Origin of the sequence: Pseudomonas congelans, assembly GCF_900103225.1 — a bacterium.
GTDB lineage: Bacteria > Pseudomonadota > Gammaproteobacteria > Pseudomonadales > Pseudomonadaceae > Aquipseudomonas > Aquipseudomonas congelans.
The window spans coordinates 61,557-85,948 of sequence record NZ_FNJH01000010.1; the positions used below are offsets into that span (position 1 = coordinate 61,557).

The 24,392-nt window shown below is 60.0% G+C and carries 34 protein-coding genes; 8 read left to right on the forward strand and 26 right to left on the reverse strand.

Annotated elements, in window-relative coordinates; genetic code table 11:
- A complete protein-coding gene (locus BLR20_RS23800) occupies positions 1-678 on the forward strand; it encodes an RloB family protein (RefSeq protein WP_054993765.1) in 678 nt (225 codons plus the stop codon).
- Here BLR20_RS23800 and BLR20_RS27565 read toward each other — a convergent pair.
- The 21 genes from BLR20_RS27565 to BLR20_RS23900 are packed head-to-tail and all read right to left on the reverse strand — an operon-like array spanning position 671 to position 16,046.
- A complete protein-coding gene (locus BLR20_RS27565) occupies positions 671-1,645 on the reverse strand; it encodes a hypothetical protein (RefSeq protein WP_054993764.1) in 975 nt (324 codons plus the stop codon). The two genes, BLR20_RS23800 and BLR20_RS27565, sit on opposite strands and share 8 nt — an antisense overlap.
- The gene (locus tag BLR20_RS23810) at positions 1,618-2,328 is read right to left on the reverse strand and encodes a hypothetical protein (RefSeq protein ID WP_054993763.1); all 711 of its coding nucleotides are present in this window, start codon (positions 2,326-2,328) and stop codon (positions 1,618-1,620) included. The genes BLR20_RS27565 and BLR20_RS23810 overlap by 28 nt, the downstream gene beginning before the upstream one ends.
- Positions 2,325-2,855 carry a baseplate complex protein gene (locus tag BLR20_RS23815; protein WP_054993762.1) on the reverse strand — a complete coding sequence of 177 codons (531 nt, stop codon included), beginning with the start codon at positions 2,853-2,855 and terminating at the stop codon, positions 2,325-2,327. Before BLR20_RS23815 ends, BLR20_RS23810 begins: the two co-directional genes overlap by 4 nt.
- On the reverse strand, positions 2,852-3,784 hold the full coding sequence (locus tag BLR20_RS23820; RefSeq protein WP_054993761.1) for a hypothetical protein: 933 nt from the start codon (positions 3,782-3,784) through the stop codon (positions 2,852-2,854). The genes BLR20_RS23815 and BLR20_RS23820 overlap by 4 nt, the downstream gene beginning before the upstream one ends.
- Positions 3,774-4,274 carry a hypothetical protein gene (locus tag BLR20_RS27895; protein ID WP_054993760.1) on the reverse strand — a complete coding sequence of 167 codons (501 nt, stop codon included), beginning with the start codon at positions 4,272-4,274 and terminating at the stop codon, positions 3,774-3,776. The genes BLR20_RS23820 and BLR20_RS27895 overlap by 11 nt, the downstream gene beginning before the upstream one ends.
- A complete protein-coding gene (locus BLR20_RS23830; RefSeq protein ID WP_054993759.1) occupies positions 4,271-6,613 on the reverse strand; it encodes a phage tail protein in 2,343 nt (780 codons plus the stop codon). The genes BLR20_RS27895 and BLR20_RS23830 overlap by 4 nt, the downstream gene beginning before the upstream one ends.
- An 8-nt stretch (positions 6,614-6,621) precedes the next feature.
- Positions 6,622-7,146, reverse strand: coding sequence for a phage tail protein (locus BLR20_RS23835; RefSeq protein WP_004407232.1), 525 nt, complete (start codon positions 7,144-7,146; stop codon positions 6,622-6,624).
- On the reverse strand, positions 7,143-8,312 hold the full coding sequence (locus tag BLR20_RS23840; RefSeq protein WP_054993758.1) for a baseplate J/gp47 family protein: 1,170 nt from the start codon (positions 8,310-8,312) through the stop codon (positions 7,143-7,145). Before BLR20_RS23840 ends, BLR20_RS23835 begins: the two co-directional genes overlap by 4 nt.
- Complete coding sequence (locus BLR20_RS23845; RefSeq protein ID WP_003342289.1) at positions 8,309-8,626, reverse strand: DUF2590 family protein; 318 nt, start codon at positions 8,624-8,626, stop codon at positions 8,309-8,311. The genes BLR20_RS23840 and BLR20_RS23845 overlap by 4 nt, the downstream gene beginning before the upstream one ends.
- Complete coding sequence (locus BLR20_RS23850) at positions 8,626-10,995, reverse strand: phage tail tape measure protein (protein ID WP_054993757.1); 2,370 nt, start codon at positions 10,993-10,995, stop codon at positions 8,626-8,628. The genes BLR20_RS23845 and BLR20_RS23850 overlap by 1 nt, the downstream gene beginning before the upstream one ends.
- Before the next feature lie 5 nt (positions 10,996-11,000).
- Complete coding sequence (locus BLR20_RS28565) at positions 11,001-11,144, reverse strand: DUF6890 family protein (RefSeq protein WP_003342293.1); 144 nt, start codon at positions 11,142-11,144, stop codon at positions 11,001-11,003.
- Positions 11,145-11,164: 20 nt separating this feature from the next.
- The gene (locus BLR20_RS23855) at positions 11,165-11,455 is read right to left on the reverse strand and encodes a putative phage tail assembly chaperone (protein WP_003342295.1); all 291 of its coding nucleotides are present in this window, start codon (positions 11,453-11,455) and stop codon (positions 11,165-11,167) included.
- 33 nt (positions 11,456-11,488) lie between these two features.
- On the reverse strand, positions 11,489-11,968 hold the full coding sequence (locus BLR20_RS23860) for a lysis system i-spanin subunit Rz (protein WP_054993756.1): 480 nt from the start codon (positions 11,966-11,968) through the stop codon (positions 11,489-11,491).
- Positions 11,965-12,492, reverse strand: coding sequence for a lysozyme (locus tag BLR20_RS23865; RefSeq protein WP_054993755.1), 528 nt, complete (start codon positions 12,490-12,492; stop codon positions 11,965-11,967). Before BLR20_RS23865 ends, BLR20_RS23860 begins: the two co-directional genes overlap by 4 nt.
- A complete protein-coding gene (locus BLR20_RS23870) occupies positions 12,489-12,695 on the reverse strand; it encodes a hypothetical protein (RefSeq protein ID WP_003342302.1) in 207 nt (68 codons plus the stop codon). The genes BLR20_RS23865 and BLR20_RS23870 overlap by 4 nt, the downstream gene beginning before the upstream one ends.
- On the reverse strand, positions 12,695-12,904 hold the full coding sequence (locus BLR20_RS23875; RefSeq protein ID WP_004407224.1) for a TraR/DksA family transcriptional regulator: 210 nt from the start codon (positions 12,902-12,904) through the stop codon (positions 12,695-12,697). The genes BLR20_RS23870 and BLR20_RS23875 overlap by 1 nt, the downstream gene beginning before the upstream one ends.
- Complete coding sequence (locus BLR20_RS23880) at positions 12,904-13,356, reverse strand: phage protein (RefSeq protein ID WP_003342306.1); 453 nt, start codon at positions 13,354-13,356, stop codon at positions 12,904-12,906. Before BLR20_RS23880 ends, BLR20_RS23875 begins: the two co-directional genes overlap by 1 nt.
- 3 nt (positions 13,357-13,359) lie before the next feature.
- Entirely contained in the window at positions 13,360-14,472 is a 1,113-nt protein-coding gene (locus BLR20_RS23885; RefSeq protein WP_054993754.1) for a DUF2586 domain-containing protein, read from the reverse strand.
- Between the two features lie 14 nt (positions 14,473-14,486).
- Positions 14,487-15,155 (reverse strand): phage virion morphogenesis family protein, encoded by a 669-nt coding sequence (locus BLR20_RS23890; RefSeq protein ID WP_054993753.1) that lies wholly within the window; start codon positions 15,153-15,155, stop codon positions 14,487-14,489.
- Positions 15,145-15,588 (reverse strand): phage tail protein, encoded by a 444-nt coding sequence (locus tag BLR20_RS23895; protein ID WP_054993752.1) that lies wholly within the window; start codon positions 15,586-15,588, stop codon positions 15,145-15,147. The genes BLR20_RS23890 and BLR20_RS23895 overlap by 11 nt, the downstream gene beginning before the upstream one ends.
- Positions 15,585-16,046 carry a head completion/stabilization protein gene (locus BLR20_RS23900; protein WP_054993751.1) on the reverse strand — a complete coding sequence of 154 codons (462 nt, stop codon included), beginning with the start codon at positions 16,044-16,046 and terminating at the stop codon, positions 15,585-15,587. The genes BLR20_RS23895 and BLR20_RS23900 overlap by 4 nt, the downstream gene beginning before the upstream one ends.
- Before the next feature lie 35 nt (positions 16,047-16,081).
- Between BLR20_RS23900 and BLR20_RS23905 the strand changes: the two genes are divergently transcribed.
- Positions 16,082-16,378, forward strand: coding sequence for a hypothetical protein (locus BLR20_RS23905; RefSeq protein ID WP_003342323.1), 297 nt, complete (start codon positions 16,082-16,084; stop codon positions 16,376-16,378).
- A 140-nt stretch (positions 16,379-16,518) separates the two neighbouring features.
- Here the strand turns inward: BLR20_RS23905 and gpM are convergent, their stop codons facing one another.
- From gpM to BLR20_RS23920, 3 genes are read right to left on the reverse strand one after another with little or no spacing between them, the layout of a single operon-like run.
- Positions 16,519-17,241 (reverse strand): phage terminase small subunit, encoded by a 723-nt coding sequence (gene gpM / locus BLR20_RS23910; protein ID WP_054993750.1) that lies wholly within the window; start codon positions 17,239-17,241, stop codon positions 16,519-16,521.
- Positions 17,238-18,260, reverse strand: coding sequence for a phage major capsid protein, P2 family (locus BLR20_RS23915; protein WP_054993749.1), 1,023 nt, complete (start codon positions 18,258-18,260; stop codon positions 17,238-17,240). The genes gpM and BLR20_RS23915 overlap by 4 nt, the downstream gene beginning before the upstream one ends.
- Position 18,261: 1 nt before the next feature.
- Positions 18,262-19,194 carry a GPO family capsid scaffolding protein gene (locus tag BLR20_RS23920; RefSeq protein ID WP_054993748.1) on the reverse strand — a complete coding sequence of 311 codons (933 nt, stop codon included), beginning with the start codon at positions 19,192-19,194 and terminating at the stop codon, positions 18,262-18,264.
- A 161-nt stretch (positions 19,195-19,355) separates the two neighbouring features.
- Between BLR20_RS23920 and BLR20_RS23925 the strand changes: the two genes are divergently transcribed.
- From BLR20_RS23925 to BLR20_RS23935, 3 genes are all read left to right on the forward strand, one after another.
- Positions 19,356-21,410, forward strand: a complete 2,055-nt coding sequence (locus BLR20_RS23925) for a terminase large subunit domain-containing protein (RefSeq protein ID WP_054993747.1) — start codon at positions 19,356-19,358, stop codon at positions 21,408-21,410.
- Entirely contained in the window at positions 21,337-22,188 is an 852-nt protein-coding gene (locus tag BLR20_RS23930; RefSeq protein WP_054993780.1) for a phage portal protein, read from the forward strand. Before BLR20_RS23925 ends, BLR20_RS23930 begins: the two co-directional genes overlap by 74 nt.
- 75 nt (positions 22,189-22,263) lie before the next feature.
- Positions 22,264-22,524, forward strand: coding sequence for an ogr/Delta-like zinc finger family protein (locus BLR20_RS23935; protein WP_003342337.1), 261 nt, complete (start codon positions 22,264-22,266; stop codon positions 22,522-22,524).
- Positions 22,525-22,563: 39 nt separating this feature from the next.
- Here the strand turns inward: BLR20_RS23935 and BLR20_RS23940 are convergent, their stop codons facing one another.
- Both BLR20_RS23940 and BLR20_RS23945 read right to left on the reverse strand, forming a co-directional pair.
- Positions 22,564-22,746, reverse strand: coding sequence for a hypothetical protein (locus BLR20_RS23940; RefSeq protein WP_054993746.1), 183 nt, complete (start codon positions 22,744-22,746; stop codon positions 22,564-22,566).
- A gap of 88 nt (positions 22,747-22,834) precedes the next feature.
- Positions 22,835-23,185: a helix-turn-helix domain-containing protein gene (locus BLR20_RS23945; RefSeq protein ID WP_032703434.1), complete on the reverse strand. Its 351-nt coding sequence runs from the start codon at positions 23,183-23,185 to the stop codon at positions 22,835-22,837.
- 84 nt (positions 23,186-23,269) lie between these two features.
- Here BLR20_RS23945 and BLR20_RS23950 point away from each other — a divergent pair, with 84 nt between their 5' ends.
- Genes BLR20_RS23950 through BLR20_RS23960 form a run of 3 tightly spaced genes read left to right on the forward strand, consistent with a single transcriptional unit; the run spans position 23,270 to position 24,350 of the window.
- The gene (locus BLR20_RS23950) at positions 23,270-23,482 is read left to right on the forward strand and encodes a helix-turn-helix domain-containing protein (RefSeq protein ID WP_032703435.1); all 213 of its coding nucleotides are present in this window, start codon (positions 23,270-23,272) and stop codon (positions 23,480-23,482) included.
- Positions 23,483-23,511: 29 nt separating this feature from the next.
- On the forward strand, positions 23,512-23,991 hold the full coding sequence (locus BLR20_RS23955; protein WP_276325958.1) for a YmfL family putative regulatory protein: 480 nt from the start codon (positions 23,512-23,514) through the stop codon (positions 23,989-23,991).
- Positions 23,988-24,350 (forward strand): hypothetical protein, encoded by a 363-nt coding sequence (locus tag BLR20_RS23960; RefSeq protein ID WP_054993744.1) that lies wholly within the window; start codon positions 23,988-23,990, stop codon positions 24,348-24,350. Before BLR20_RS23955 ends, BLR20_RS23960 begins: the two co-directional genes overlap by 4 nt.
- Positions 24,351-24,392 lie beyond the last annotated feature (42 nt).

Here is a 24,392-nt window from a genome sequence, read left to right on the forward strand (position 1 = left end):
ATGGCTCGAAATATACCGCCCGCGCCATCGCTCAAGAGAAAAACTGACGTAGTTGATCCAAAAGTAGAGATATATATTGTATGCGAGGGAAAAAATACAGAGCCAAAATATTTTGAAGACTGCGCTGATTATTATGGAAACGGGCTAGTCAAGGTAAAGCCATTGCGCGGGGCGGGCGTCCCTATGACTATAGTTCAAACGGCAAAAGAACTTAAAGAGGAACTTATAGCTGCTCGAAGTGGGAAAAAAGCCAAAAACAGTTTCGACCATTGTTTTAGAGTGTGGGCAGTATTTGATAAAGATGAGCACCCTGAAATTGATCGAGCTTTAGCTATAGCTCTCGAGAGCAAGATCGACGTAGGCTTTTCAAATCCCTGCTTTGAACTATGGCCGTTGCTGCATCTAACTGCTTATGGTGGACAGGATGGCAGACATCCACTACAAAAGCGTTTGAAAAAAGAAATGCCAAATTATGATCATGACAGTGAAGCAATAGTTGACTTCGGACAGATAAAAGACAGTTTCCCAATAGCGCTTGATAGAGCTAAAGCGCTATTGGATGCGCGAGCGTCCGAACAGTGCATACACGGCTGTCCATCAACTACTGTCGGAAGTCTGGTTGAAAAGATCATCCAGAACGGTAAGAAATGGGCATCAAGGGTGAATACTGTTAAGTAGTCACAGACTTGAGATCTTTAAGCAACTTGCCTGATCTCACTCCGATGGAGCTGAATACCTCGGCATTTACTGGGGGGTCGCCGGCCCTTGGATGAACATGCGCTGCTATCTGGCCACTCATCTGTTCAAGCAGGTCTAACGTGTCGCAAAGGACCTGAAAAATGTTTATGTTGCCTGACCCAACCCAGTTTTTTGGAGCCTGCAGACGCTGGCCCTTGCTAGTGATGCTCTCGCGTAAACCCTGAATCCGTTCATGCATGTCGCCACCCACTGTGGCGTTGTGCTTCTGCCCGACAACCAGGTTCAGATCCCGACCAGTAGCCTGATGCATGTCATCCACTGCCGCCAGGCTCGCGGATCCGCCGGACAGCAGCTTGAGCGCTCCCAGGGCCTCGATCTTCTTCACGCCACCCACTGATTCAGTCGAATGGTCGTCCACTGTCCTGGTGTGGCTCTGGAAGCTTTCGGTGTTCGTCATGGCGTCGACTTCCCGCTCGATCGCCTGGTCCTGGATCTTGCCGTCGGTCTTGCGCAGCCAGTTGCCATCCGCGTCGACGCGCTGCTGCACTGCGTCACTGTGCTGCCACACCTGGTCGCCCTTTGGGACCTTCGGCAATGTCAGGCCGTGGGGCAAGATAGTTTGAATATAGGGCTTGTGCGGCAGGCCATAAGCGAAGCACACCACCACGCTGGTGCCCTCCTCCGGAAAAGCAAAGAAACCCATTTCATCACCGCCTACCGGCATTGGCAGCGGCACACCGGCCAGTACCGGCAGCGCTGTATCAATCTCGCCGTCCGGCCCCATCACCTGCAGGTCGACCGAGAAGCGCGGGCGGAAGTCGTCACACAGTCCAGCGCTGGCCGGCGCATCCGCCACGGCCACCACCTTGGCGAAGCGCGGCAGGTGATAGCCGCCAGTGAGTTCGGGGAATTGTCGCTCTACGCTGCGCTTGATTGCGTCGTCCATTTGATAGCCATCTGTGTGCCGGCCAGCGTCACGTTCGTGATCCGCTCGCCCTGGTTGATTGATACGCCTGGTCGCAGGCCTGGTAAGGCCGCGATCATCGCGCTCTGGCTGCCCTGATAACCGTCGAAAAGGTTAACCGGCAACTGCAACGGCGACCGAGCGCCGAAGAAACTGTCAGCCCAGGCACCGACGTAGATCTCGCCGTCACCCTGTTGCTGCCAGATAAAGTCCTTGATGCCGAACACTCGCGCCATGCTGTCCAGCGCTTGGTATCCAGCGGCCAGGTTGTAGAAAAACGGCGTCTTGACGCGTGTGTAGGCCTGATCCGGAACCCGGAAACGCAGGCCGGTCTTGCTGCCGATATCGGCCAGTACCGCGCGCAGATCTACATGGCGCAGGTTCATGGGCAACGGGTTGGCCAGCACCGCAGCTAACTCGCGACACAGCACCACCTGCTCGATGCCGTTGGTGGCAGTGCAACGCTCGACATAGCCAATGAAATGACGCTGCAGGACCGCTTCGTTGTAGCCGATATCGAAGGTGACCAAACCTTTGACGGTGGCACCTGCCTTGATCGTGAACGTGGCGCGTCCCGGACTCTTGAGGTCCAGACGAACATCGTCATTGATCAGCGGCATGGTCACGCCGCCGATCGTCACCACCTTGTGCAGCTTCATGCTCATGGCGTGCCGCCCAGGTAGGTGTCCACCTTCTTGAGCACCGCTTCAAAGCCTGTCAGCTCTTCAGGCGTGGCCGATCCGCTGCCTGCAACACCGTCACCTGGTGCTGACTGCGACGTAACGCCGTTGCCGGCGCGCCGGTTCTCGACCTTCTCCGGGTTGGATAGCTTCTCGCTCAGGGTGAACTGGACGATCCACTGAGCCAGTGTGTCGTCCTCACGGGCGCTGACCCCATCGGAGAATGTCACCTGCCGGATGCCGAAGGCCTTGGCCGTGTCATTGACGATGCGGTAGGTCTGGAGCTGGCCACCACCTGCAGTCGCCTCGGCCAGGCGCATGATGGTGCTCAGGTTATCGAGCGACTTGTAGGGGATCGTCAGGGCTACTGTCAGCGTCTTGGGCTTGAAACCCTTGTGTGACTTATCGGTGCCCGATGTCTGACCGCCCAACTCGTCGGCCTCGATCTTGAGGTTGGCCGTTAGCTTCATCCGGTGGCCGATGATCTGTTCGCCGTTGAGTAGCAGCGTCATAGGCCCACCAGTTCCTGGACAAAGCTCAGGCTCTCTGCAGATCCCACCAGCAGCGCGCCGGCACATAGCGGCCATTCATGGCCCGGTGCTTCGCCCTCGAGCAGTTCGCGGCGCAGTTGGCCCAGGTCACCCGGTCCCAGCATCCGGGACTGTATCGATACGTCGTCGGCACTGTTGGTGAACTGGGCTTTCAGGTCGGCCAACTGCTGATCGCGCTCCTGGGCCTGCGCCTTCTTTCGCGCCTGCAGATCTGCAAGGTCCGCCATGGGCGAGCTGTCAGCAGCATAGCCCTCAAGTACAGCCAGCTGGCCGGCCATGGACTGGCTGGCCAGCTTGGTGATCGGGCACCGCTGCAGCGGCAACTGGCTCCAGAGCGGCATTTGCCCGGCGATCGGCATGACCCACTTTTCCACCTCAAGCTTGGCCAGGTGTTCGGCACGGCGCTCGGCGCGCACCAGGTCGGGCATGGGCAATACCACGTTGAACCGCCCCAGCGTCGCCGCGAGCTGATCCAGGCGCGTCGCGAGGAATATCAGTACCAGGGCGCTTTGCTGACCTTGCGGCCGCACAGCGTCGGTGGTGTCAGTCAGCTTGTCGGCCAGCAGCTGCAGTAGGTTCGGCGCAGACAGAAAGCGCTGGTGACCACCGCTGCCCTGCCCTACACCGTACTGAAACGGCGTCACGACAATGCACGACGGGACGTTTTCAAACTGTGCGACCAACGCATCGCGTCCGGCGCTGATGGCCGACTTCGCGGCCCCTGCGATTAGACCGGGACTTGTAGTGGCGATATCGGCCAGCATCGAGACACGCTGGCCGGTGATTTCCATTTCGCTCTGGATCAGGTCACGAGCGCCCGCCATCTGATCCATCCACTGAGTGGCCTGCACCGGCCATTGCAGTTTGATCGGTGCCCATTCATTTGCCATTGAGCACGACCGCTTCAATCCAGTCCGGGGTAACCGGCTGTGTGGTCTCCTTCGGGTAGCCAGGCACCTGCGGCCATTCACGCACTGCCTGACGCCAGGTCAGCAGCTGGGTGAATTGCTCGGGTGTGATCGGCAGTTCACCGCCCAGATCGCGAGCATCGCGGTACTGCGATACCAGGTTGTCCGAGACTTTCAAACGCAGCTCCACCCAGAGCTTGGCCAGCAACGCCGGGTCGGCCTGGACAACGATGTCCTCGGCGTACTCGGTAGAGTGGCCACCGGCGTCCAGATAGTCGACAACAGCCTGGTAAAGCGGCGGGTTGTAGTCCTGGGTAACATGACAACGGTTGCCAGCAACGGTTATCACGAAAGAGCCATCGTTTTTAGTGGCCACCTCGGAGAAGGACACGCCCAAAGCAACTGGCTCTTCGGGAGCCGCGAAAATCGGCGGCATGACCTCTTCAGGGGTTTTAAGTGTCACGTCTGTCATGCTGCGTACCTCCAGGCGAAACCGTAAATGGTGCTTCCGCCGCTGAATGAAATAACGGTGCCGCCAGCTGCCTGGCCACTTCGACCGATCACGCCGGCGCCGCCCGAGTAGTAATGCATCAGCGAATAGCACCAGGTGCCGCCGGCGGGCAGTCTCACTTCAGTGGCAGTGATAGAAACCGCCAGGAAGTTGTTGTTGTCGGGCCGGTAAAAGTTTTGCTCGCCCCACAAGAGGCCGAGGTCAGTGTTATCCACTTGCGCCCGAACACCTGTTCCGTTAGCTGCCCACCCCAGGCGCAACTGATTGCCTGCCTGATTTGCGCCGCCGCCCTGCTGTACGGGCGTGTAGTCGAGGCGTTTTTGCAGGTAGTGAACGGCCCCGTTCGAGGCACGTCGAAAATACGGATAATCCGGGTTGTCACTGGCAAAACCCGCTGTGGTAATTGAGTCGGCGGCGACCCTTGCGGCTACCAGCGCGTTGACCTGAGCAGCGGTGTAACAGTCAGTGATGCCGTAGCCGGCGATGGAATTAGCCTTGTTGGCTTTATCGTTGGGGTTGAACGACTGCTCAGTCCAGATTCGGCCCATATCTGTGGCGTCGACCGTCAATTTCAGACCGACGTCTGACCAACCGATATAAAGCTTGTTCGTCTTCTGGCCGGCACCACCACCCTGCTGCAATGGCGTGTAACCGATCTGCGGCTGCAGGTAGTAAACCTTGTCATCAGAGATGCGACGGAAGTACGGATAGTCGGTGTTGTTGCTGGCAAAACCGGCGTGAACGATGGAGTCAGCCAGTACCCGTCTGCCCACCAGGTCGTTGACCTGAGTGGTGGTGTAGGCATCGGCGATACCGTAGCCGGCCAGCGTAGTAGCCTTGTTGGCCTTGTCATTGGGGTTAAATGACGTTTCAGTCCAGATCCTGCCCATGTCGGTGCCGTCAACGCTCACTTTGAGCATCGCGCCGGTCCAGCCGATGTTGATCCGGTTGGTCTTCTGGTCAGGCCCACCGCCTTGCTTCACGAAACTGCTGTTCGCGTCATCCTTGCTGTACGCATCGGTGATGCCGTAGCCAGCGAGCGTTGTCGGGTTACTGCCGCTAGTGACCAGACCCTTCAGGTTGACGGCTACTTTTGTGTACGTGCCTGCCGCTACACCGCTATCGGCCAGCGTCAGGGTGATATTGGTATCACTCGCGCCGTCATAGGTTCCGATGCCGCTGGCTGCACCGTTGAATCGGAAGGCTCGCGGGGTAACCAGGCGCACGGCCCTGCCGACGCTGGTCGAGCCATCAACGATCGACGCGATCGCCTGGTTGATTACCGTGCGTACGGCGTTGACCATTCTGGTGGTGGCCAGCACGGCACTGCTGTTGCTGTTTGGATCGTCGCTGATCGCGTTGGGCAGGTTGCCCAGGTCCACGTCTTCCTTGGTCGTGGCACGGGCGCGCAGATCTGGATAGTCTCCAACCCGAGCAGCAAAGTACTTCACCAGCTCGCTGTCGATCGCCTCGATCGAGCGCAGGTCGACCAGACTGCTGGTACCGGTGATGTCAGCCAGCGGCACCAGGTAGTGCCTGGCCGAGGCGCTGTCGGTGTAGTCGACCTTCGCTTCCTGACCGAACACAACCTTGAATGAGGCCACAACGTCGCTCAGTTCGCGCTGCAGCACCACATTCAGCCAAGCCTTGGTCGGCACTGACGGCACGGTCACCGGCAGCACGGCATCGAGCTGCAGACGAATACCTTCGACATACGCCACGCCGGGATTGAGCTGGTAGGCATTGCCCACCTTCTGCAGCTGCAGGCCAGAGCCGAAAAAGCAGGCGCGCCCAAACATGTCGCGGTTACTGATGCGCTCGCGCTCATCAATGCCTTTCATGCGCGCCGTGTAATCGAACTGCCAGGTACTGGCGTCGATCTTGATGCCAGTCAGTTGCTGGGCACCGTCGAACACCAACAGGAAGTTGCGCGTGACGTTGTTGCCGATCTGGTCGGGCAGGATGTTTTTGCGCTTCTGTTGCACCGGCACGTAGGCGACCGACAGCAGCACGTCGTCGCTGGTCTCCATGCCGATCCAGTTCCAGTCGAAGTCGCCGATATCGGTGCCCATCAGCAGGCTGTACACCACCTGGTTGGGGTTCACGTAGCCCTGCTGGGTGATGCTCGCGGTGTAGACGATCTGGGCCGCTGGCGGCTTCACGCCTGCGCGATTGACCGGGCCGCTCACATTGAGGCCCGGCACGTTGGCCAGCACGAAGCGGGCCACGGTCAGCGGCAGATTGGCCGCTTGTTTCTGGGCGATCAGTTTCTCGCCGGCGATGGTGATACTTGCAGCCATGAGGGCTCCTAAAGGCTGGCGACCAGCGTTTGCTGATCGTCATTGAAATCCACCAGGGCAACAGCAAGCCGCACCGGGGTGATGGTTACGAAGTCATACCGGCGACAGGTGCGTCCGTACTGACGGATCAGCACGCGCAGCAAGTCGGGGTTCTCGGACAGTTGGGAATCGCTCAGGGTGAGCAGCACGACGTCCCAGTCGCGTTCGGGCATGCGTTCCTGGATCTCGACATAACCCACGCCGAGGCGCTCCAGGATGCGTTTCAAGCCGGCAGTGCTGCCGGCGTCCACGGAGTTGATAAAGGCGTACTTGACCCGCAGCCGGAACAGGCTTTCCGGCTCGGCGGGGAACCGCGTGACGTCGCGCTGCCAGGCCCACAGCTCCAAAATGGACAGGTGGCAGGTGTCGGCGTCGAACTGCAGGTACGGCCAGCGCAGCCATTCGGTGGCCTGTTCCCACCAAAGCTGGGCGGTGGCCACCAGCTTGGTCAGCTCCAGCCCTTCGAGCCAGAACGGCAGCTTGAGCTTGATCATTGCAGGGCCACCGCCAGGGTGGTGATGCGCGGGATGTCCAGTGCCGACACGATGTCGCTGTTGGCGAACCGCAACGAACTGATGTCAGGAAACTGGACGTGCAGCTCTTCTGTCAGGCGGCTGAAGCTGAAACGCGACTGAGGGAATGTGCGAGTCGGCGCGTAGTCACTCTGGGTGCTTTCGCGGAACGCAGCGCGGATGAACAACCCGATCTCGGCCTGCAGCGTCTGCAGCTGCAGCACGGTGAGGTTGGCCACCGGCCAGACGTTGACGCTGATCGCGTGCAGGGTTTCAGGCATGGCCATCGCCAGCAGATCGTCGCCGTGGCCATGGTTGCCGCCGTCGCGGATATGGGTGTTGATCTGCTCAAGGAACGTATCGGCGGGCACGCCGGCGTCGAACAGCACGAAGGCATTGGCGCTGCCTGGACCACGCGGCGCGCCGTGTTCAAAGTACACACCGTCCGCTGCCACACCTGGAAACCCGGTGATGATCGCCCGGTACACCGCGTCGGTATGCCACTGGTTGACCGCCGAAAACTGGTTGCGCACGCGCAGGCGCAACTGGTCGTCATGCTCCGAATCCGCGCCAGGCGTCTGCAGCCAGTCGGTATTGTTCACCACCTGGACAACGCCCGGTACCGACTGAGGCAGCACCGCGTAATAACCCGGTGCCAGGTTGTAGCCGCTGCCCGCTCCCACGGCCTTGACCGGTACCACAAGCTGACTCTGGCCCTCTTCAAAGCTGCGCGGCTCGGTGGTCACCAACTGGTAGATATGACCGTTGAGGGTCGGGGACTGAACGACAGTGCCGATCGGCACTTCCAGCTCGCCACCGGTATTGGCGCGGGTAAAGAGCAGTTCACCAACGGCCACCGTCGCGGCCTTGCGCTCGATGTTCACCGCCCAGGCCAGCATGTCCAGCCACTGCGCGCCGGCAGTCTTGACGAAGAAATTCGGCAGCACCGTGCCGCTGACGAACTCCAGCAGCCACAGCACCGGCTTGGTGACCAGCGCCGTGATGATCCGCCAGAACGGACTGTACGCGCTGGTGTTGGTCAGCGTGCTGCCCTGCTCGACGGCCAGCTTTTCCCAGGCCTGTATGAGCTGCGCCTCAGTGGTCGGAATGCCGGAGTCACCCAGCGCTTTTTTGAAGTCGACGGTCATAAGGTGATCTCCACCTGGCCAAACTTCACGGTCGTGGCGGTCACCAGGTACACACCCGGCTGGGTCTGCTCGATCTGCGCGGTGCCTGGTACCAGGCGTTCGTCATCCTCGACGAGCAGCTCCATCTGCTGAATGCAGTCACGCTGACGCAACCGGTCGCGCTCGGCCACCAGGGTGATCAGCAGGCCGCTTTCGCGGATCAGGTGCGCGATGTCCTGAGCGATCGAGGCGCGGTCATCCACCAGCAGAGGCTGGCGGGCCGGATCGAGTACCAGGTCGTTGTTCATGATCAACAGATCAACGTATTCACTCATCAGCCGCCCACCGCCATGGCCATCATGTTTTCCAGTTCCAGCGGTGTCATCGGTTTGGAGGTATTGATATTCAGTGTCTCGACGTGGGTGCCGGGGCGCTGGTTGGGGTTCATGGCGTTGCTCTGGTTCTGGAAGCTTTGCATCAGTCCTCCTTTCGGGACGGCCTGCGGTTTGGTGGGGCTGATCGACGTATTGGCGTTGATCGCCTTGCGGGCCTCGATACCCTTATCCGATTTGGCGGGCAGCTCGATGACCTTCTCGACGCGCTCTGGCAGAGCAGCTTTGGCCGGCATAGAAAACGCCAGGTCAGCCGATGCCGGCGGCAGCATGATCGGGTCGGCCTGGCTGATCTGCGGAGCAGGCATCTGCAGCGGTTTGAAGGGCAGCACGTTGGGTTGCGGCAGGCTGATGGGCTGGCCCGGCTGGACCTGAACTGCAGGTGCGGGAACCTGCACACGCGCAGATTGAGCGACGGCAGCCGGTACCAGAGCCAAGGGCTTAGGTGGCTGGCTTGCTGGAGCGGGAGCTGCCGAGGCGACTTTGGCCCCCGGTACGGTGCCCGCTGGCGCTGTGGTCACCACTGCAGGCAGTTGTGGACCCGGTACAGGTGCGCCCACTTGACCAGGCAGATCGGGCACCTTCGGCGGCTCTGGCAAATCGCCAAACGTGGTTTCGATGTTGATACCGGGGATCTTGTTGGCCATCTCGATCAGGCCATTGATTGCGCCCTTCACCGTGGACAGGATGCTGTCCCAGGCAGTTTTGGCGATGCCGGACCAGCCGCCCATCGAGTCGAACCAGCTGGACAGTTTGGCCATCTGATCGCTGATCCACTGGAACGCGGTCGTGTTCATCAGCGCCGTGCACAAATCGTCCCAGTACACGACCGCCGCAACCACGGCAGCGGCCAACAGGACAATGCCGGCCACGATCAGCAGCACCGGGTTGGCCAGCATGGCGGCGTTGACCAGCCAGATCGCGCCCTGCCACAGCAACATGCCGACGCGCACGATCGCCATCCAGGTATACAGACCGATCAGGCCGACCACGAAAGCCGCGACCATGACCGTGTGGAACAGGAACATGGCGATCGATTTGAAGCCCTGCCAGGTGAGCAGCTTCCACACGGTGAGCATGCCCAGCCAGACCATTTTGCTGACCCCGACTACCAGAGTCAGCAGCGACATTGCGGCGATGAAGCCAAAGACCACCAGTGTGGTGATACCGATGATGCGGGTGATGTTCGGGAACAGCTGCGTCCAGCGGGTCAAGGTCTTGGCAATGCCCACCAGGCGATCCATCAGCGGGGTCAGCGTCGGAATCAGGGACTGACCGAAGGCGATGCGTAGCGCTTCGACGGCTTTACCGAACTGCTGCCAAGGGTCGACCATGGCCTTGGCCATCTTCTCGGCGTTCTCCAGGCCCCGGACCTTGCCCAGCTCGGCAATGCCGTTGCGCAGCCGATCGGTGTCCTTGGCCAGCGCGCCGATCACCTGGGCACCTTCACCGCCGAACACTTCCATCAGCTTGGTGCCGGCAGCAGCACTGGTCAGGTCGCCGTACTTGCCCTGCAGCTTGTCCATGATCTGCAGCATGGGCAGTGCATTGCCAGCGGCGTCCGTGAAGCTCAGGCCGGTTTTCTCGGCAGCCGCACTGAGGTTTTCAAAAAACGCCTTGTAGCGCCCGCCGGCGTCGCCGCCTTCCATGGTGCTGGACAGCGTACCGACCACAGCCATTTGTTCGGCAAAGCTGACGCCGGCCTGGGTCGCGATCGCCCCTACTTCCTTGAAGGCGTCTTTCAACTGGGCACCATCGGTACGGAACAGCTTCACCGCCAGCGCGGTCTGGCCGGTCAGTTGCTCGGCCCATTGCACCCGGCCCATCTTGTCCGCATCGGACTTGAACAGGTTGTACATGGTGCCCAGGTACGCGCCGGTCGTTTCGGCGTCGGATTTGGTGACCTTGGCCAACAGGTTGCTGGCACTCGTGATGGTCGCCAGTTGGCCACCGACCAGGCCCTTGATCGCGCCATCGATGACGCGTGACGACGTCACGAATTCGGCGGCGCTGGCGGCATAGGTGATCGAGAATTCGAGGGCAGTCCGGTTCAAGGAGGCCAGCGCGTCTTCGGTCGTGCCCAGGGCGCGCATGTCACCCAGTGCCCGGTTCACTTCCAGCGCCGGCTCCAATGATTCGGTGATGGCCTTGCCCGCCCCCACCATGCCGGCCAGGCCTGCACCCATCTGAATGATGTTCTGCTGGCTCTTGGCGGCAAGGTCGCTGAAGCTGGTTTTCACCTTGCCCAACGGGGCACTGACCTTGTCGGTCAGTTTCAGGATGAAAGCCAGGCGGGCGGAACGGTCAGCCATCAGGGTTATCCATTAAAGGCAGTAGAAATGCCGTTGGCGACGGCAATTTCCATGCGTCTCCAGTGTTCGTCTTCAAGCCACTTGGCGGTGCCCATGCTTTCAATGGTGGGCTCAGCGCCAGGTAGCCAACGTTGGGTCAGGGCCAGCAACTGGCCCAGCCCGTCCTGGGTCAGGCCTTCGGCATGTTCGAGGGCTTTTTTACGATCACTTCAACGTCCGGCGAATACTCTTCAAGCAACGCACCGGCCAGGGTCATGGTGGTGATCGGGTTTTCCAGCAGCGCCTTCAGTGCGGCCTTGTCTTCGTCCTTGACGGTGCCCATCAACAGGTTGTGAGCCGGGGCGACCTTGTTGGCCTGGGTGGTGGCGTTGAAGTACTTGGTGATCACCTGCGGGGTCAGGTTGAAGGTGAATTCCTTGTCGCCACGTTCCAGGGTGATGCTGCGGTTTACTTCGCTCATGTCGTTGTTTCCGTAAGGTTGAGTTGCAAAGGGTCAGGGTTGTGCCGGCGTGCGTTGCACGACCTGGCGGATGTAGTCCTGCAGGCCGAGGATCATTTGCCGGCTGAGGGCAAGCTCGTCTCTGAGGGTGAAATAATCCGATCGAGCGTCTGCTGCGAGTTCGGCGCTGCCTGCATCAGCCAGGCCGGCGGTGCCGGGGGCACCGGGCATTGCGGGGCAGACAGCTTTGATGCGCAGCCGGTAACGGCCATCAGCAACAGCAAGCTGCAGAGTGTTGATTTGAGCGCGGGCACGGTTCAGTTCCTCGGTATGGTGGGTGTCGAGCTGGTCCCGCGCTGCCAGCTGATCGCGGGCCAGGCGCGCCGCCTCTCGCTCGGTGTGCAGATCTGCAGTGGCGTCGACCAGATCAGCGCGGGCAGCGACGAGCTGGTCGCCCTGGTACTCGAAAACGCACCAGGTCAGCAGTCCGACTACCAGCAAAAACAGGGCAAGGCGCAGCGGGCTGATGGTCATTGCAGGCACAGCCTCATTTCGGCCAGCCGGCGGTTGTGCAGGCCACGAACGAAGGTCTTACGACCATCGGCACCGGTCACGTAGGCCCACACCGGCGTCGTGCCGTCGGAAGCCCAGGCCAGCGCTTTGCAGCCCTCGGCAATGCGGCCCGCATTGATCAGGCCCACCGCACGGCTCGCGCACGTCGTCGGCACGCCGAAGTTGTGGCCATGGCTGCTCAAGGCGTCGAACGTGTTCTGCCCGATCGCTTGGTTGGTCAGGCAGTCGGCCAGGCTCAACTGGCCCTTGGCGATGACCAAGCCTTCCACCTCGGCGCAGCGCGCATCCGACCAATATTCACCGACCACCACTGGATCCGGGCTGGTGTGCCTGGTGATGCCCTTGCAGACCGTAGGCAAACCCGTGGCCAGCTTGTCGGCGTACACCACGTTCTGGCCGTTGCCTTCCCAAGTGCCCAGGAAGGCGGTCAACGTGCCGCTGCAGAGCAGCAGCAAGCCCGCGGTGATCTTGACGCGCAGGCTCATGGCTTGACCCTCCAGTCCCGCAGCATCTGGCGGTACTTGGGGATCAGCAGCAGGATCTGCAGCACCATGTAAAACGCGGTCAGCATGTAGGCCACTGCGGACCAGTCGACGGCACCGGTCGCGCCCGTGGCGGCAACACCAATGGCAGGCGATGCCTTTACCAACGCAATGGCGGTGTCCTGAGCAGCTTGATTGGTGCTCATCAGCGAAGCCCCTTTTCAGTCAGGGTTTGGCAAGGCACGCAACGAGTCATGCCACCCAGCGCCTGGCGTGCTGGCGGGATCTCCTTGTCGCAATCCTGGCAATGGGTGAGGCTCGGCCCGCTCGCTCGCGGCTTGGCCAACTGGGCCGCAATGGCCTGGTCGCGCTGTCGCTGCTCCAGAGCCTGCGCACGATCGAACGGGCAAACCATTACGTCAGGCCCTCGATTTCAGCAGCAGCCAGGTACGGCACGCCGTTGATCTTGATGAAATCCGGACTGGTGACGTCGAACGGCACCTTGTGGGTGTTCTTCGCGCCGCCCTTGGGATCGATGCTCAGCAGGCTGGACACGCGGACCTTGCAGCCGAAGGCCTCGATGCGCAGTTCCTCTTCGCCGGCCTTGGCGAAGAACACGATGTCGAACGGCTCCAGCTCGCGGAAACTGCCGGCAGTCTTGGCCTGCTCGATGAGCAGATTGAAGTTGGTGGTGTCCAGCTCCAGTTCGCCGGCTGCAGCGACATCGCCGTCGACGTGCCCGTTGGGCACGCCCTTGGTCTGGGCCACGGTGCTGTTGTCCGTGATGTCGATGGTGCCGGCCTCGACGTGAACGAGCAGATCGCCCAGGTTCACGTCGAAGTTCTTACCGCCAATTTTTGCGGCCATGGGTTACTCCGAATCCGTAACGGAAAGGTCCAGCGCGATGTTCGCGGTCAGGTCTTTCGGGCAGTTGAGGGGGCGCAGCTTGAGGTAGGCCACGACAGAGGTTTTGCTCGTCCAGGTCAGTACGATGTCGCCGTCCTTGGGCTGCTCGATCTCGCCCGGAAACACCTGGCCGGCGAACTTGGTGGACTTGGCCATCGCGCGCAGCGGGGCCATCAGCTTGGAAGTGGTGGTCGCCATGCTGTTGGCCGAGCTGTTCAGGGTCCGATCGCCCACGTAGCGGATCAGCAGAGCGCGCACGCGACGGGCTGCCTTGTCGACGACACGCAGGTTCTCGATCACCTGGAAGTCACTGCCAGGGGTGTCCAGCATGTTGCCGTCGCCCCAGTAGGTGCCCGGATAGTCCGGGTACGTCTGGGGCACAGACAGACGCGCTGCGTCGAGCTGCGAAATCACCGCAGTGCTCAGCGGGATGCCGTCCATGTCTTTGGGTTCAGCGCCCAGACCCAGGACCGCGCCGGTGGCAACGCGCATCGGAGTGTCGGCAATGCTCACGGCGGCATTGGCCAGTCGACCGGCCAGCACGCCCAGGTTATTGCCGTGCAGTTGCGGTACCGGCAGAACGCGAGGCGCAGCCAGGCCGTCGACAATGGTTTTCTGCTCGACGACGTAAGCGCTCCAGCTCAGCTGCGGAGCGATGCCGGCAGTGGCCGCCAGCACGAAGACACGGCGGCCCAGCTTGTTGCTCAGGTCATTGGCAGCAACGTGCATCGCTGACAGCTCGGCCTGAGTGGTAACCGGGTTGACGATCACCACCGCCTCGAAGGAATAACTGCGGGTCGCGCTCTCAAGCGCCTGTTGCCAGGTGGTTTCGCCTGCGATCGGAGCGGCGATGCAGGCCCAGCGATCGCCGCCGTTGCTGCGCGCTGCCAGGATTTGGGTTTTCAGGTCGCTGTCCGCAACGCCCAGCTGGACGTCCAGATCACTTTGGGTGTCCAACGGGACCAGCTTGCCGACGTTCTTGGCAGCGGGACCGATGAACAGGAAATAGCGTTCGATCTCGCTCACGGCACCCTGGCCGAGGTTGAGATTGTTAACGCTGACTTTGCCGAGTGCCATAAAGCGGTGCCTCGTTAGCGGGGTGAATTAAGGATTTGTTGCAGCACCAGGTTCACCAGTTGGCTGGTTTCGCTGTCGCTGGCACCGAGGAACTGACGCGCAGGCAGCTGGATGTTCCAGCTTTGCGCACCGGTGGATTCGGCTCGTTCGTCTTCCAGGACGCGGATCAGCAATCCCGCCCGGGCGTAGTTCAGGTGTTGCTGGATCCACGCCACGGATGGGCGGGTCAGGGTCTTTTTGCCTTCCTGACGGGTCTTGAAACCCAGACGGCGCAGGCTCTTGGCCTGTTTTTCGGTAGCGGCGGTGCCCGGCGGAACCTTGTTCCACTGGCGCATCTGTGCGGCGGTGCGCCGCTCGGACACGCCGTTGTGTTGCTGCGAGGCAACCCAGCGGGTCAGCGTGTTGCGCCAGCCCAGTTCGGCTTCGGTACCAGTCAGGCGGGTGACATCGAGCAGCTTGCCCAGGCCGGCTTCCATCTTCTTCTTGCCCTTGGACGTGTCCTTGCGGGCAGCGAACGGGGTTCCATTCAGGTTCTGCTGGTTGCGGATCCGCTGGCGACTCAGGCTGCGCACGCGCTTGGCCACGTTGTTCAACAGACGTCTGCGCTTGGGCGTCGGAAGCTCCATCAAAGCCAGCAGGTCCTGGGCTTCGAGCATGCCGCGAATGTCCAGATCAAAGGCCATGACCGGTCACCTCGCCGCTCTCAGCCACCCACAGTTCGAACGGTACGAACGACCAGGTACTACCAAAGGCCTCGATCTCGCCGGCAGGATCCTCGGCCAGGTACTGCGCCTCGATGAACTGCAGCTTGATGTCGACGTCAGCCAGGTCGTTGTCGAGCATGACCACATCGAACACCACGTTCGGCAGACCGTCGCGGTCCTGGTCGTGGGTTTCCAGCCAGCTGCCAACGAGGGCGAACAGACGGGCCGGGTGATCCGCGAATCGCTCGATCGAGATGGTCGCGCCGTAGTTCATGTCACCCATGTGCATGCCTTGGGTGTCAGGTTTCCAGACCAGCTCGACCTGCACCTGGTCGGTCCAGCTGTCGAGCTGCTCAGGGGCGACCAATTGGCGCTCGAGCAGGTAGGCGGTCAACGCCTTGAGCTTGATCACAGCAGCGCCGCCGTGATGCGGCCACGGCCCTGCAGCGACCGCACAGCAGCCTGGCTGAAAGCGAGGAAGGTTTCGGAGCGCTCTGGCAGTTCCTTGCCCAAGTTTTCGGCGCTTTCGCGACGACTGACCGTGGCGAACTGGGTCAGCAAGCTGGCTTTCGCTCGGCTGTACACGGCGCGCTTGTACGTCGCCGCTTGAAAGTTGCGCTCTGGCAGGACGGTGGTGTCTGCGGACTCAACGTTGGACACGCCAGCGCCCTGCCAGCGCGCTTTTAACTTGGCCAGGTCGGTATTGACCTCGACCATGGCCATGTTCAGATCGGCAGCCAGCATCTCTACCAGGTACTCCGCCGGCAGGCGGTAACCTTTCTGAAACTCGGCTATCGATAGGTCGGGCCAAAAACCATCGTTCCCGATCCGTTCGTCTACCAGCACCGTGGGTTTTCCGGAAAAGCTCATACACTTTCCCCACAAGCCAAGGAGGACTGCTCAACATGACCGACGAACAAGGAAAGGTTGTTTCTATGAAAGAGCGGCTTAAGGCGCGCCAGACCGCTGCCAGGCGTAAGCAGCAGCTCTCCGATAGAAGACTTGAGGACGCACACGCAATGGCGCTTATGTTTATGCGCACCCAAGGTGATCATGTGGCGACGATCAAGGCAGCGCTGAAAGTCGCTGACCGGTACGTCATAGCACTGAGGGAGTGCGTCCATGTTCTGGGAGGCAGTAGTTTGGAAGTCACCGCGACCTTCCCCGAGGGGAAGATGGCGATAGATAAGCTCTCGCAGTGATCCGTTAAACATCTGTGCCTCACAAAGCCCCGCCCAGTGCGGGGCTTTTTGTATTAGGGGCGGGAAAACTGTTTCAGTGGGTCAGGGGCCATAAAATGGTTGGCTCACATCCACAGTTTCTCGCCGGGGGGGGTAGTCGGTTATTCGGTGCCGTTGCCGGCGTTTTCGGTGGCTTGTGCCTTGGCCAGTGCCTTGCGGCAGTCAGCCAGGCGCGTCCCTACGCCGATGCTTTCGTAAAGCTGTTCGGCCCGTTCGAAGTGGTGAATTGCTACAGGCCAGTCCTTGCGGTGCAGCGCGATCATTCCCAGCAACTTGTGATAACGAGCAGGAATGCGCTCGAACAGCTGCCATTCGCCGTCGACACGGGGCAGTAGGTTGGAAACGTAGGGCTCAGGGCTGCGCCTGGCCTTGAATTCCGCCTCGGCCCAATCGATCACCTCATCTGCAACGAAGGTCGGAATGTCACGGTTGAAGCGCTCAGGCAGTGCCTGCCCTTGAGACATGGCGAAATCGGCCAGCTCCAGGCCCTGGGTAAACTGCTCGGTGTCGAACAGCCAGATCAGGACGTACACCAACACCGAGTTCTGGAAATTCAATTCCGAATCGCGATACCGCTGTACGTACTCCAGGTATTTGGGCAGCAACTCGTCACGCTTGAGCAACTGGCGCAGCGAGTGGCTGTTGATCGCGCTGATGCGCTCCAGATCGCCCGCCAGCGCGTCTTCCATCAACTTCAAGTGCTTGCGTGCATTGGCAGGGCTGGACATCGCGGTGTCCGCCGAATAAGCCATTGGGGCACCGGCGATCGCAGCCGCTGGGCCTTCTGCGATCAAGCGGCGTTTGTGCGCCAGTGCCAGGCTCATGCTTTCACCAATTCGACGTTTTCGGTCATGGCGAACTTTTCCAACTGCTCGATCACATAGCCTTCGTTACGGCTGTTGTAATCCTCGACGCGGGAGCGCTTCGGGTTATCAACGGTCTGCTTGCGCCAGCTGGAGTCCTGGAAGTAGATCGACAGGTTGTCGAAGCTGGTGACCACAACGGCGTTGACCGGGAAGAACGGCACGCTGAAGCTTGGCAGACCGCCATAGGTCGCGATGACCTGAGCGTCTTCGATGCGTTCTTTTTCGGTCGGCACGTCGCCTTGCTTGGCGTAAAGCTTGGCCTTGTCGGCTGCCAGCAGATCACTGCCAATGATTGCGATCAGGTCGCCGCCATCGCGAACGCGCTCGTCGACCATCTGCTTGGTGTCATGCACCAGGGCGTCGAGGTTGGCGTAGTCGCCACCTTCGCCCAGCCTGACCTTGCCCGCTTCCAGGCCTTGGCTCAGAACCTGTTCAGGGATCTGCTCGCGAGCGATCTGCAGCCAGCCCTTGTTCACGTCCTGCAGCATCGGAAATTCGGTGATGCTGGTCTGCGGTGCGGCTTTGAGGCCATGGAAGCCGATCATCAGACGGTCGAGTGCGATCTGCTTTTGCACAGCAGCGGAGTAGCGCTGCTGGAAGTCCGGAAACTTGGCCCAGGCGTCGATCTTGGCGTAAGGCAGGCTGACGTCAGATTCAGTCGAGAACAGCTCGTAGGTGCTGTCATCAAGCGCCGAAGCATCCTTGGCTTCGCGATCGGTGGTCTTGGTGTTGGTGCGACCGGTCACAGGACCCGACACGCCCAGGAAAACCTTTTGACCCTTGATCTCGGTCACGCCGATGACGTTGATGCGCTGCAGGAAATCGGACTTGTGGGTGATCGCCTCGTTGAGTTCCTGGGCAATCGATGGCTCGACGCTGAACGTCTTGCTGGCCAACTCGACACCGTAAGACTCAGCCAGGGAAACCTGCAGGGCCGCGAACATTTTCGCGCCGAATGCGCTCAGTGACTGGGCCATGTCAGAGTACCCGCTTCGGTTTAGGGTCAGCGGCACCAGTGGTGCGTGACAGGTGGCGGCCTTCCGGCTTGTCCAGCAACGCGCTGAATTGCGCCTGCAGCTTGTTCATGCCGGCCAGCACTGCGGCGTTGGACGAGCCCTTGCGGCTCAACTGCTTTTCGTCTTCGGCGGTGGCCACGATGTCATCGACCGCCGTCTGTACGTCGTCGATCGGGGCCTGGTCGGGTGCCGGCGGTGCCTCTGCGAAACTGTCAATCAGCGCCTGAATGCCGGCAGTGACGATCAGTTGCTGTTCGATCAAGGCCTGCAGCGCTTTGGCTGTAGCTTCATCCATTGGGGGTTTGCTCTCTATAGGGGTTTGCGGGGTGGTTTCGGCTGGCACCTCTTCAATGCCAAAGCGCTTGAACAGGCCGGTGAACAGGCTGAACAGCTTGGCCACCTCGCCCTGCGGTTCGTCTTCACCAATCGAACCCAGCGGGACGGCCGCCGCGTAATGCACGCGCTTACCGGGGTTGCCGGGGTTGCGGGAGAAGTAGAGTTCTTGAGTGCCCAGGCTCGCAGGCTCGTCAGTGACGGCCAGGCCGGTCAGGTACGCCCTGCCGGTGCCAGCGAAGTCGGGCATGATCTCGATGCTGGTGAAGAGCTTTTCGCCTTGGTCGTTGAGCCACAGCAGCTTTTGATTGGGCTTCAACTGCGCTTCCAGCGCGACTTGGCCGGGGGCCAGACCCTCGACGTCCTCGATCAGGCGCACGGCAAACACGGTGCCGTAGGAGCCTGGCCAGCGGTCATGTTCGGACCAGATGGTGGCCGTGTAAGTAGTAGTGCTGTACGTCTCGGCGATGTCGCGCAGTTCCTGGGGCGTGATGACGCGACCATCGACGGTAGGACCGCTGGTGGCGACGCGTTTCCAAAAGCTGACAAGGGAACGGGGCATGGGAAGAACTGCGCTCATCGGTAAGTTGAGGCCCCAAGATAGGGAGCCGCAACGCCTCCAACAAACGGTTTACTTTCGCGCTTCTCCTATATTTGATTTATAGGAGAAACACGGATTTTAACTGCACGTTTTCCGCGTTTTCGCCGCATAGACTGCGGCCCATGTACTACTCAACCGAAGTCAAAGAAGCCGCCAAACGCCTGTTTCTACGCCGTCACAAGGCCAAGGAAATTCAGGCGCAGTTAAACCTGCCCAACATCCGGATCGTGTACCACTGGATCCGCGTTGGTGGCTGGGAAGACATGCTGACGGATGAAGAACCGCTGACTGCCGTCAGCCGGCGTATCACCTTGCTTCTGGAGAAAGCCGACTCGCTGACCAAGGGCGAATTGGACGAATTGGACCGGTTGACGACTGTTCGCGAAAGACTGGTTAAGCAGTGTGTAAAGCCGGTGGCTGCGCCGATCCGTGATGACCAGGACAACGATGGCCATCGCCGCGATGATCAACGCGGTGAGCGTCGGGAGCGTGGCAAGCGCGACGGCAAGAAGCGGGAAAAGAAGGTTAAGAACGACGTCAGCGAGCTGCGCGAAGTGGACTTTCTCGACAAGTTCATCAGCAAAATGTACGGCTACCAGAAAGAGCTGTTCGCCGCGAAACAGAACCCGCTGACCGCCAGGATCCGGAACATCCTCAAAAGCCGCCAGGTGGGCCTGACCTACTACTTCGCCGGCGAAGCTTTCATGGACGCGGTGCTGACCGGCGATAACCAGGTGTTCCTGTCGGCCAGCCGCGCCCAGTCCGAGATTTTCCGCAGCTACATCATCGCCTTTGCCCAGGCGTGGTTTGGCCTGGAGCTGACCGGCAACCCGATCGTACTCAGCAAGGACGGCAAGCCCTGGGCCGAGCTGCGCTTTCTCAGTACCAACAGCAGCACTGCGCAGGGTCACCATGGCCATGTGTACGTTGACGAATATTTCTGGATCCGCGACTTCGAGAAACTGAACACCGTGGCAAGCGCCATGGCGACCCATAAGAAGTGGCGCAAAACCTATTTCTCCACGCCCAGCGCCGTGTCGCACCAGGCCTATCCGTTTTGGCAAGGCGAGAAGTTCCGCAACAGCAAGCGCAAGAACGCCAAGGAGCCATGGCCGAGCGATAAGCAGATCTCTGCCGGCGCGCTGTGTCCGGACGGTCAGTGGCGCAAGGTCATCACCATCCTGGACGCGATCGCCGGTGGCTGCGATCTGTTCGACCTCGAGCAGCTGCAACTGGAGTACGACGAGGACAAGTTCCAGCAGTTGTTCATGTGCAAGTTCATCGACAGCAGCCAGAGCGCGTTTTCCTTGGCAGATCTGGAGCGCTGCTATTCGGACCTGTCTTTGTGGGCCGACTTCGACCCGGACGACCCTCGCCCGTATGGCAACAGCCCGGTCTGGATCGGTTACGACCCGAGCCGGACACGCGACGATGCGACGTGCGTGGTCATCGCACCGCCGCTGGAGAACGGCGGCAAGTTCCGCATTCTTGAGAAGCACAGCTGGCGTGGTCAGTCGTTCAAGTACCAGGCCGAGCAGGTCAAGAAGCTGACCGAGCGCTTCAACGTACAGCACATCGGGATCGACACGACCGGCATCGGCTACGGCGTCTTCGACCTGGTGCGCGACTTCTACCCGCGTGCGACCTCGATCCACTACAGCCTGGAAACCAAGAACCTATTGGTGCTCAAGGCGCAGGACACCATCCAGGGCAGCCGCATCGAGTGGGACGCCGGCTGGAACGATATCGCCCAGGCCTTCCTGACAATCAAGCGCGGCACAACCGCCAGCGGCCAGGTGACCTATAGCGCGTCGCGAACAGACGCGACAGGTCACGCGGACGTGGCCTGGGCGGTCATGCACGCCCTGCAGTACGAACCCCTCAACACGGACAAAAAGCGGCGCAGTCGCTACGCACTCACTGGATCAACTTCCCATGGCAAAACCCAAAACCCTGCAGCAGGAAAAACCGGCGCAACGGCCCATGCGTGCATTCACGTTCGGTGCTCCGGAATCAGTGCTGACCGACAACATCGCGCAGTACCTGGGCGTGTTCGCCAGCGACGACGGTCGCATCTTCACGCCGCCAGTCTCACGCAGGGGGCTGGCCAAGCTGCTCAAAGCCAACGCACACCACGGCGCGATACCAGGGTTCAAACGCAATCTGCTGCTGCGTGAGTTCATCCCTTCAGCCGGCCTGTCAGTGGCCGATATGAGTCGGGCTGCGCTGGACTTCATGGTGTTTGGCGAAGCGTACTTCTATCGGGTGCCCAACCTGCTGGGCCAGATTCTGGAGCTGCGACACCTGCCGGCCATCAACATGCGGGTCAAGGTCGACGGTGGGTTCGTCCAGTTGGAACAGAACGGTAAGGAAACCGAGTTTGACGCCGACGAGATCGAGCACGTCCTCAACTACGACGTAGAGCAGAACATTTATGGCGTGCCTGAGTACCTGGGCGGTCTGCAGGCGCTGCTGCTCAACGAAGCCGCAACGCTGTTTCGCCGGCGCTACTACAGCAACGGCGCTCACGCGGGATACATCTTCTACACCAACGACCCGAACCTGACCGAGGAGGACGAAGAGGAGTTGCGTGCCCAGATCACGGCCAGCAAAGGCGTGGGCAACTTCCGATCGATGTTCGTCAACATTCCAGGCGGTTCCGAGAAGGCCATTCAGATCATCCCGGTGGGCGACTTCCAGGCCAAGGACGAACTGGAAAAGGTGAAGAACATCACGCGCAATGACGTGATCGCGGCCTGGCGCATGAACCCGGCCCTGGCCGGAATCATCCCGGAGAACAGTGGCGGATTCGGTGACATCGAGAAGATCGATCGCGTTTACACCAGCAACGAGATCAGGCCGATCTGTCAGCTGTTTGACCAGGCCAATGCGACTTTGCGAGAGGACAGGCGGTTCGCCTGGAAACCGCTGCCGGACACATCTGTAACGGCTTGATATGACCGAAAGCACAGATAATGCCATTACAGATATGGCAAAATAGTAGCCATAGGATGGCCCTGGGGAGGGAACATGCGGATTTATTGCACAACATGCGGGCACAAGGGACGGATCAGCTCACGGGAGGAAGTGACGAGGGCGTATGTGAAGTTGTACTGCCAATGCTTGGACGCCAGTTGCGGCCATACATGGGTGGCCAACCTGACGTTTTCGCACACGCTCAGGCCGTCCGGGCAGCAGCTGGACGTGATGCTTTTTGATCGGTTACGGGATCTGACACCTGACAAACAGAAAGAACTGTTTGAGCAGCTGGGACGGAAAGCCGTCGCTTGAAGTGAGAACCGCCGACCGACTAGGCCGGCGATCAGCGGATTAATCCTCTTCACATTCAGGGTGACAAACCAACAGATCTACGAGGCGCAGCACTCTGCGCTTTTCATCATCAGTCAAGCGGCGAAAACCTTGAATAATCTGTTGCTCCTCAAGGCCGTGCATGTACTCCCGGGTATAGCTCAGGTTACGAGAATCACACGCTACGTCTGTCATATCTGACATGCCTTAACTCCTTGAAATACATAGGGGAGGAGGCTTTATCGGCTATGGCATTACTGTTTTGTGGGGGCCGGGAGAAATCATTCACGCATTATCGTATATGCGTTTTCGCGTCATCAGCCATGGCCTTCAGAAAACGTCGAATCGCATGCTGGTCGTGCTCAGGTATTGCTCGATACTGTTGAATCATCTGGTCCTCAACTTCGCTGAGTTCACCAGAACTGAGCGTAGTTCGGACGCCGTTGAGTATGTACATGACGTCGAAGCTCAGCTCACGTGCAACGATGCTCAGATACATTGCCGGCGCGTCGCTCGACCCGGCTTCGTAGTTCGCTTGAGTACGCTTCACAACGCCAGCCGCTTTGGCGGCCTGCTCTTGAGTAAGTCCGCACCGCATTCTCTCTTCGCGCAGTCGCGAGCCGATCTCTTCAGAAGAGTGCAAAATTATTCATCCAATGGCTTTACAAATGCACGTATGTGCATCATTCTGCATTCCACACCACATGAAAATGCATGGAATTGCACTATGCCGAACAGCACCATCACCGAGCAAGCCCGTATAGCTGCACGTGAAGCTCTTGAGCGTCGTGGCCAGACGGCCAGAGGATTTGCGCTGCAGCACAATTTGAATCCCAGCACAGTGTACGCAGTGCTGAGTGGCCAGAGCCGATGTAGATGTGGGGAGGCACATCGAGCTGCCGTCCTCCTCGGGATCAAAGACGGCGTGATTACAAGGTAATGGCACACATCAGCAGGGAAAAGCAGAACATGAAAAGCCCAGTTCTAAAGACACGCCGTGAAGTAGTCAGCGCGATCATCTGCAGTTATCCAGGCGGACGTGAGTGCGCAGCTGCTCGTATCGGCTTGGCATTGAAGAAGTTTGATAACCACGCTTACGAGAACAACAACAGTAGGCCACTGAATGACGCGCAGCTGTTCCAACTGGAGCAAGAAGCCGGTACCCAGCATTTGGCTAACTACGTGGCGTCCATGTATGGCGGTCTGTTCGTTCCGGTGGCTGATCCCGATTCGCTGGACAACGTCGAGATGTACGCCCTTTCCATTCAAGCGGCGGCAAAGCGTGGATGCGTCGACCTGGAGATCTCCAAGGCTCTTGCCGACGGCTACATAAGTGCAGCAGAGGCCGAGCACATTCTCAATGCACACAACCTGCACATGGCTGCACGTCATGCGGAAGTGTTGGCAGCTATCGACCTGTACCGCGCTAAATCAGGGACTGAAAAATGAACAACGTACCAGCTGATATGGATTATCAAGAGACCATCCGCGCTGCAGCTCAGGCATTTATCGAGCGCCATCAGGGCGAGCATTTGGGCGATCTGGGCCAACTGCTCAGTCGAACGACCGATCACCTGGTCGAAAGCTTTGAGGTCAAAGAGTCTTTTGCAAACCATCTGGTGCACCAGGCCTACAGCAACGTTCTGGCAGTCATCGGTCGCCAGCGTATAGACCTTCAGGCAAGCGCAGAAATGACAGTAGTGATCAGTGATCCCATTCGTGGGCTCGCTTGGTCTGTACCTGTTCATCTGATCTACGAACACCTGATCGCTGCCGGCCACGGCAAACCCGTCCCCCCCGCCACTTAAACACCCCCAAACATTGCCTGCCCCACTCCAGTGGGTATGGGT

Bases quoted from the DNA above. Each gene is read 5' to 3' on its own strand.
- BLR20_RS23935 (WP_003342337.1), top strand. From the start codon at position 22,264: ATGCGGATTTATTGCACAACATGCGGGCACAAGGGACGGATCAGCTCA.
- BLR20_RS23920 (WP_054993748.1), bottom strand. From the start codon at position 19,194: ATGCCCCGTTCCCTTGTCAGCTTTTGGAAACGCGTCGCCACCAGCGGT.
- BLR20_RS23800 (WP_054993765.1), top strand. From the start codon at position 1: ATGGCTCGAAATATACCGCCCGCGCCATCGCTCAAGAGAAAAACTGAC.
- BLR20_RS23820 (WP_054993761.1), bottom strand. From the start codon at position 3,784: ATGGCAAATGAATGGGCACCGATCAAACTGCAATGGCCGGTGCAGGCC.
- BLR20_RS23830 (WP_054993759.1), bottom strand. From the start codon at position 6,613: ATGGCTGCAAGTATCACCATCGCCGGCGAGAAACTGATCGCCCAGAAA.
- BLR20_RS23925 (WP_054993747.1), top strand. From the start codon at position 19,356: ATGTACTACTCAACCGAAGTCAAAGAAGCCGCCAAACGCCTGTTTCTA.
- BLR20_RS23955 (WP_276325958.1), top strand. From the start codon at position 23,512: ATGAAAAGCCCAGTTCTAAAGACACGCCGTGAAGTAGTCAGCGCGATC.
- BLR20_RS23850 (WP_054993757.1), bottom strand. From the start codon at position 10,995: ATGGCTGACCGTTCCGCCCGCCTGGCTTTCATCCTGAAACTGACCGAC.
- gpM (WP_054993750.1), bottom strand. From the start codon at position 17,241: ATGAGCCTGGCACTGGCGCACAAACGCCGCTTGATCGCAGAAGGCCCA.
- BLR20_RS23875 (WP_004407224.1), bottom strand. From the start codon at position 12,904: ATGGTTTGCCCGTTCGATCGTGCGCAGGCTCTGGAGCAGCGACAGCGC.
- BLR20_RS23890 (WP_054993753.1), bottom strand. From the start codon at position 15,155: ATGGCCTTTGATCTGGACATTCGCGGCATGCTCGAAGCCCAGGACCTG.
- BLR20_RS23810 (WP_054993763.1), bottom strand. From the start codon at position 2,328: ATGAGCATGAAGCTGCACAAGGTGGTGACGATCGGCGGCGTGACCATG.
- BLR20_RS23880 (WP_003342306.1), bottom strand. From the start codon at position 13,356: ATGGCCGCAAAAATTGGCGGTAAGAACTTCGACGTGAACCTGGGCGAT.
- BLR20_RS23900 (WP_054993751.1), bottom strand. From the start codon at position 16,046: ATGAGCTTTTCCGGAAAACCCACGGTGCTGGTAGACGAACGGATCGGG.
- BLR20_RS23865 (WP_054993755.1), bottom strand. From the start codon at position 12,492: ATGAGCCTGCGCGTCAAGATCACCGCGGGCTTGCTGCTGCTCTGCAGC.
- BLR20_RS23860 (WP_054993756.1), bottom strand. From the start codon at position 11,968: ATGACCATCAGCCCGCTGCGCCTTGCCCTGTTTTTGCTGGTAGTCGGA.
- BLR20_RS23950 (WP_032703435.1), top strand. From the start codon at position 23,270: ATGCCGAACAGCACCATCACCGAGCAAGCCCGTATAGCTGCACGTGAA.
- BLR20_RS23835 (WP_004407232.1), bottom strand. From the start codon at position 7,146: ATGATCAAGCTCAAGCTGCCGTTCTGGCTCGAAGGGCTGGAGCTGACC.
- BLR20_RS23960 (WP_054993744.1), top strand. From the start codon at position 23,988: ATGAACAACGTACCAGCTGATATGGATTATCAAGAGACCATCCGCGCT.
- BLR20_RS23840 (WP_054993758.1), bottom strand. From the start codon at position 8,312: ATGACCGTCGACTTCAAAAAAGCGCTGGGTGACTCCGGCATTCCGACC.
- BLR20_RS23855 (WP_003342295.1), bottom strand. From the start codon at position 11,455: ATGAGCGAAGTAAACCGCAGCATCACCCTGGAACGTGGCGACAAGGAA.
- BLR20_RS23915 (WP_054993749.1), bottom strand. From the start codon at position 18,260: ATGGCCCAGTCACTGAGCGCATTCGGCGCGAAAATGTTCGCGGCCCTG.
- BLR20_RS27895 (WP_054993760.1), bottom strand. From the start codon at position 4,274: ATGACAGACGTGACACTTAAAACCCCTGAAGAGGTCATGCCGCCGATT.
- BLR20_RS23815 (WP_054993762.1), bottom strand. From the start codon at position 2,855: ATGACGCTGCTACTCAACGGCGAACAGATCATCGGCCACCGGATGAAG.
- BLR20_RS27565 (WP_054993764.1), bottom strand. From the start codon at position 1,645: ATGGACGACGCAATCAAGCGCAGCGTAGAGCGACAATTCCCCGAACTC.
- BLR20_RS23940 (WP_054993746.1), bottom strand. From the start codon at position 22,746: ATGTCAGATATGACAGACGTAGCGTGTGATTCTCGTAACCTGAGCTAT.
- BLR20_RS23845 (WP_003342289.1), bottom strand. From the start codon at position 8,626: ATGAGTGAATACGTTGATCTGTTGATCATGAACAACGACCTGGTACTC.
- BLR20_RS23905 (WP_003342323.1), top strand. From the start codon at position 16,082: ATGACCGACGAACAAGGAAAGGTTGTTTCTATGAAAGAGCGGCTTAAG.
- BLR20_RS23870 (WP_003342302.1), bottom strand. From the start codon at position 12,695: ATGAGCACCAATCAAGCTGCTCAGGACACCGCCATTGCGTTGGTAAAG.
- BLR20_RS23885 (WP_054993754.1), bottom strand. From the start codon at position 14,472: ATGGCACTCGGCAAAGTCAGCGTTAACAATCTCAACCTCGGCCAGGGT.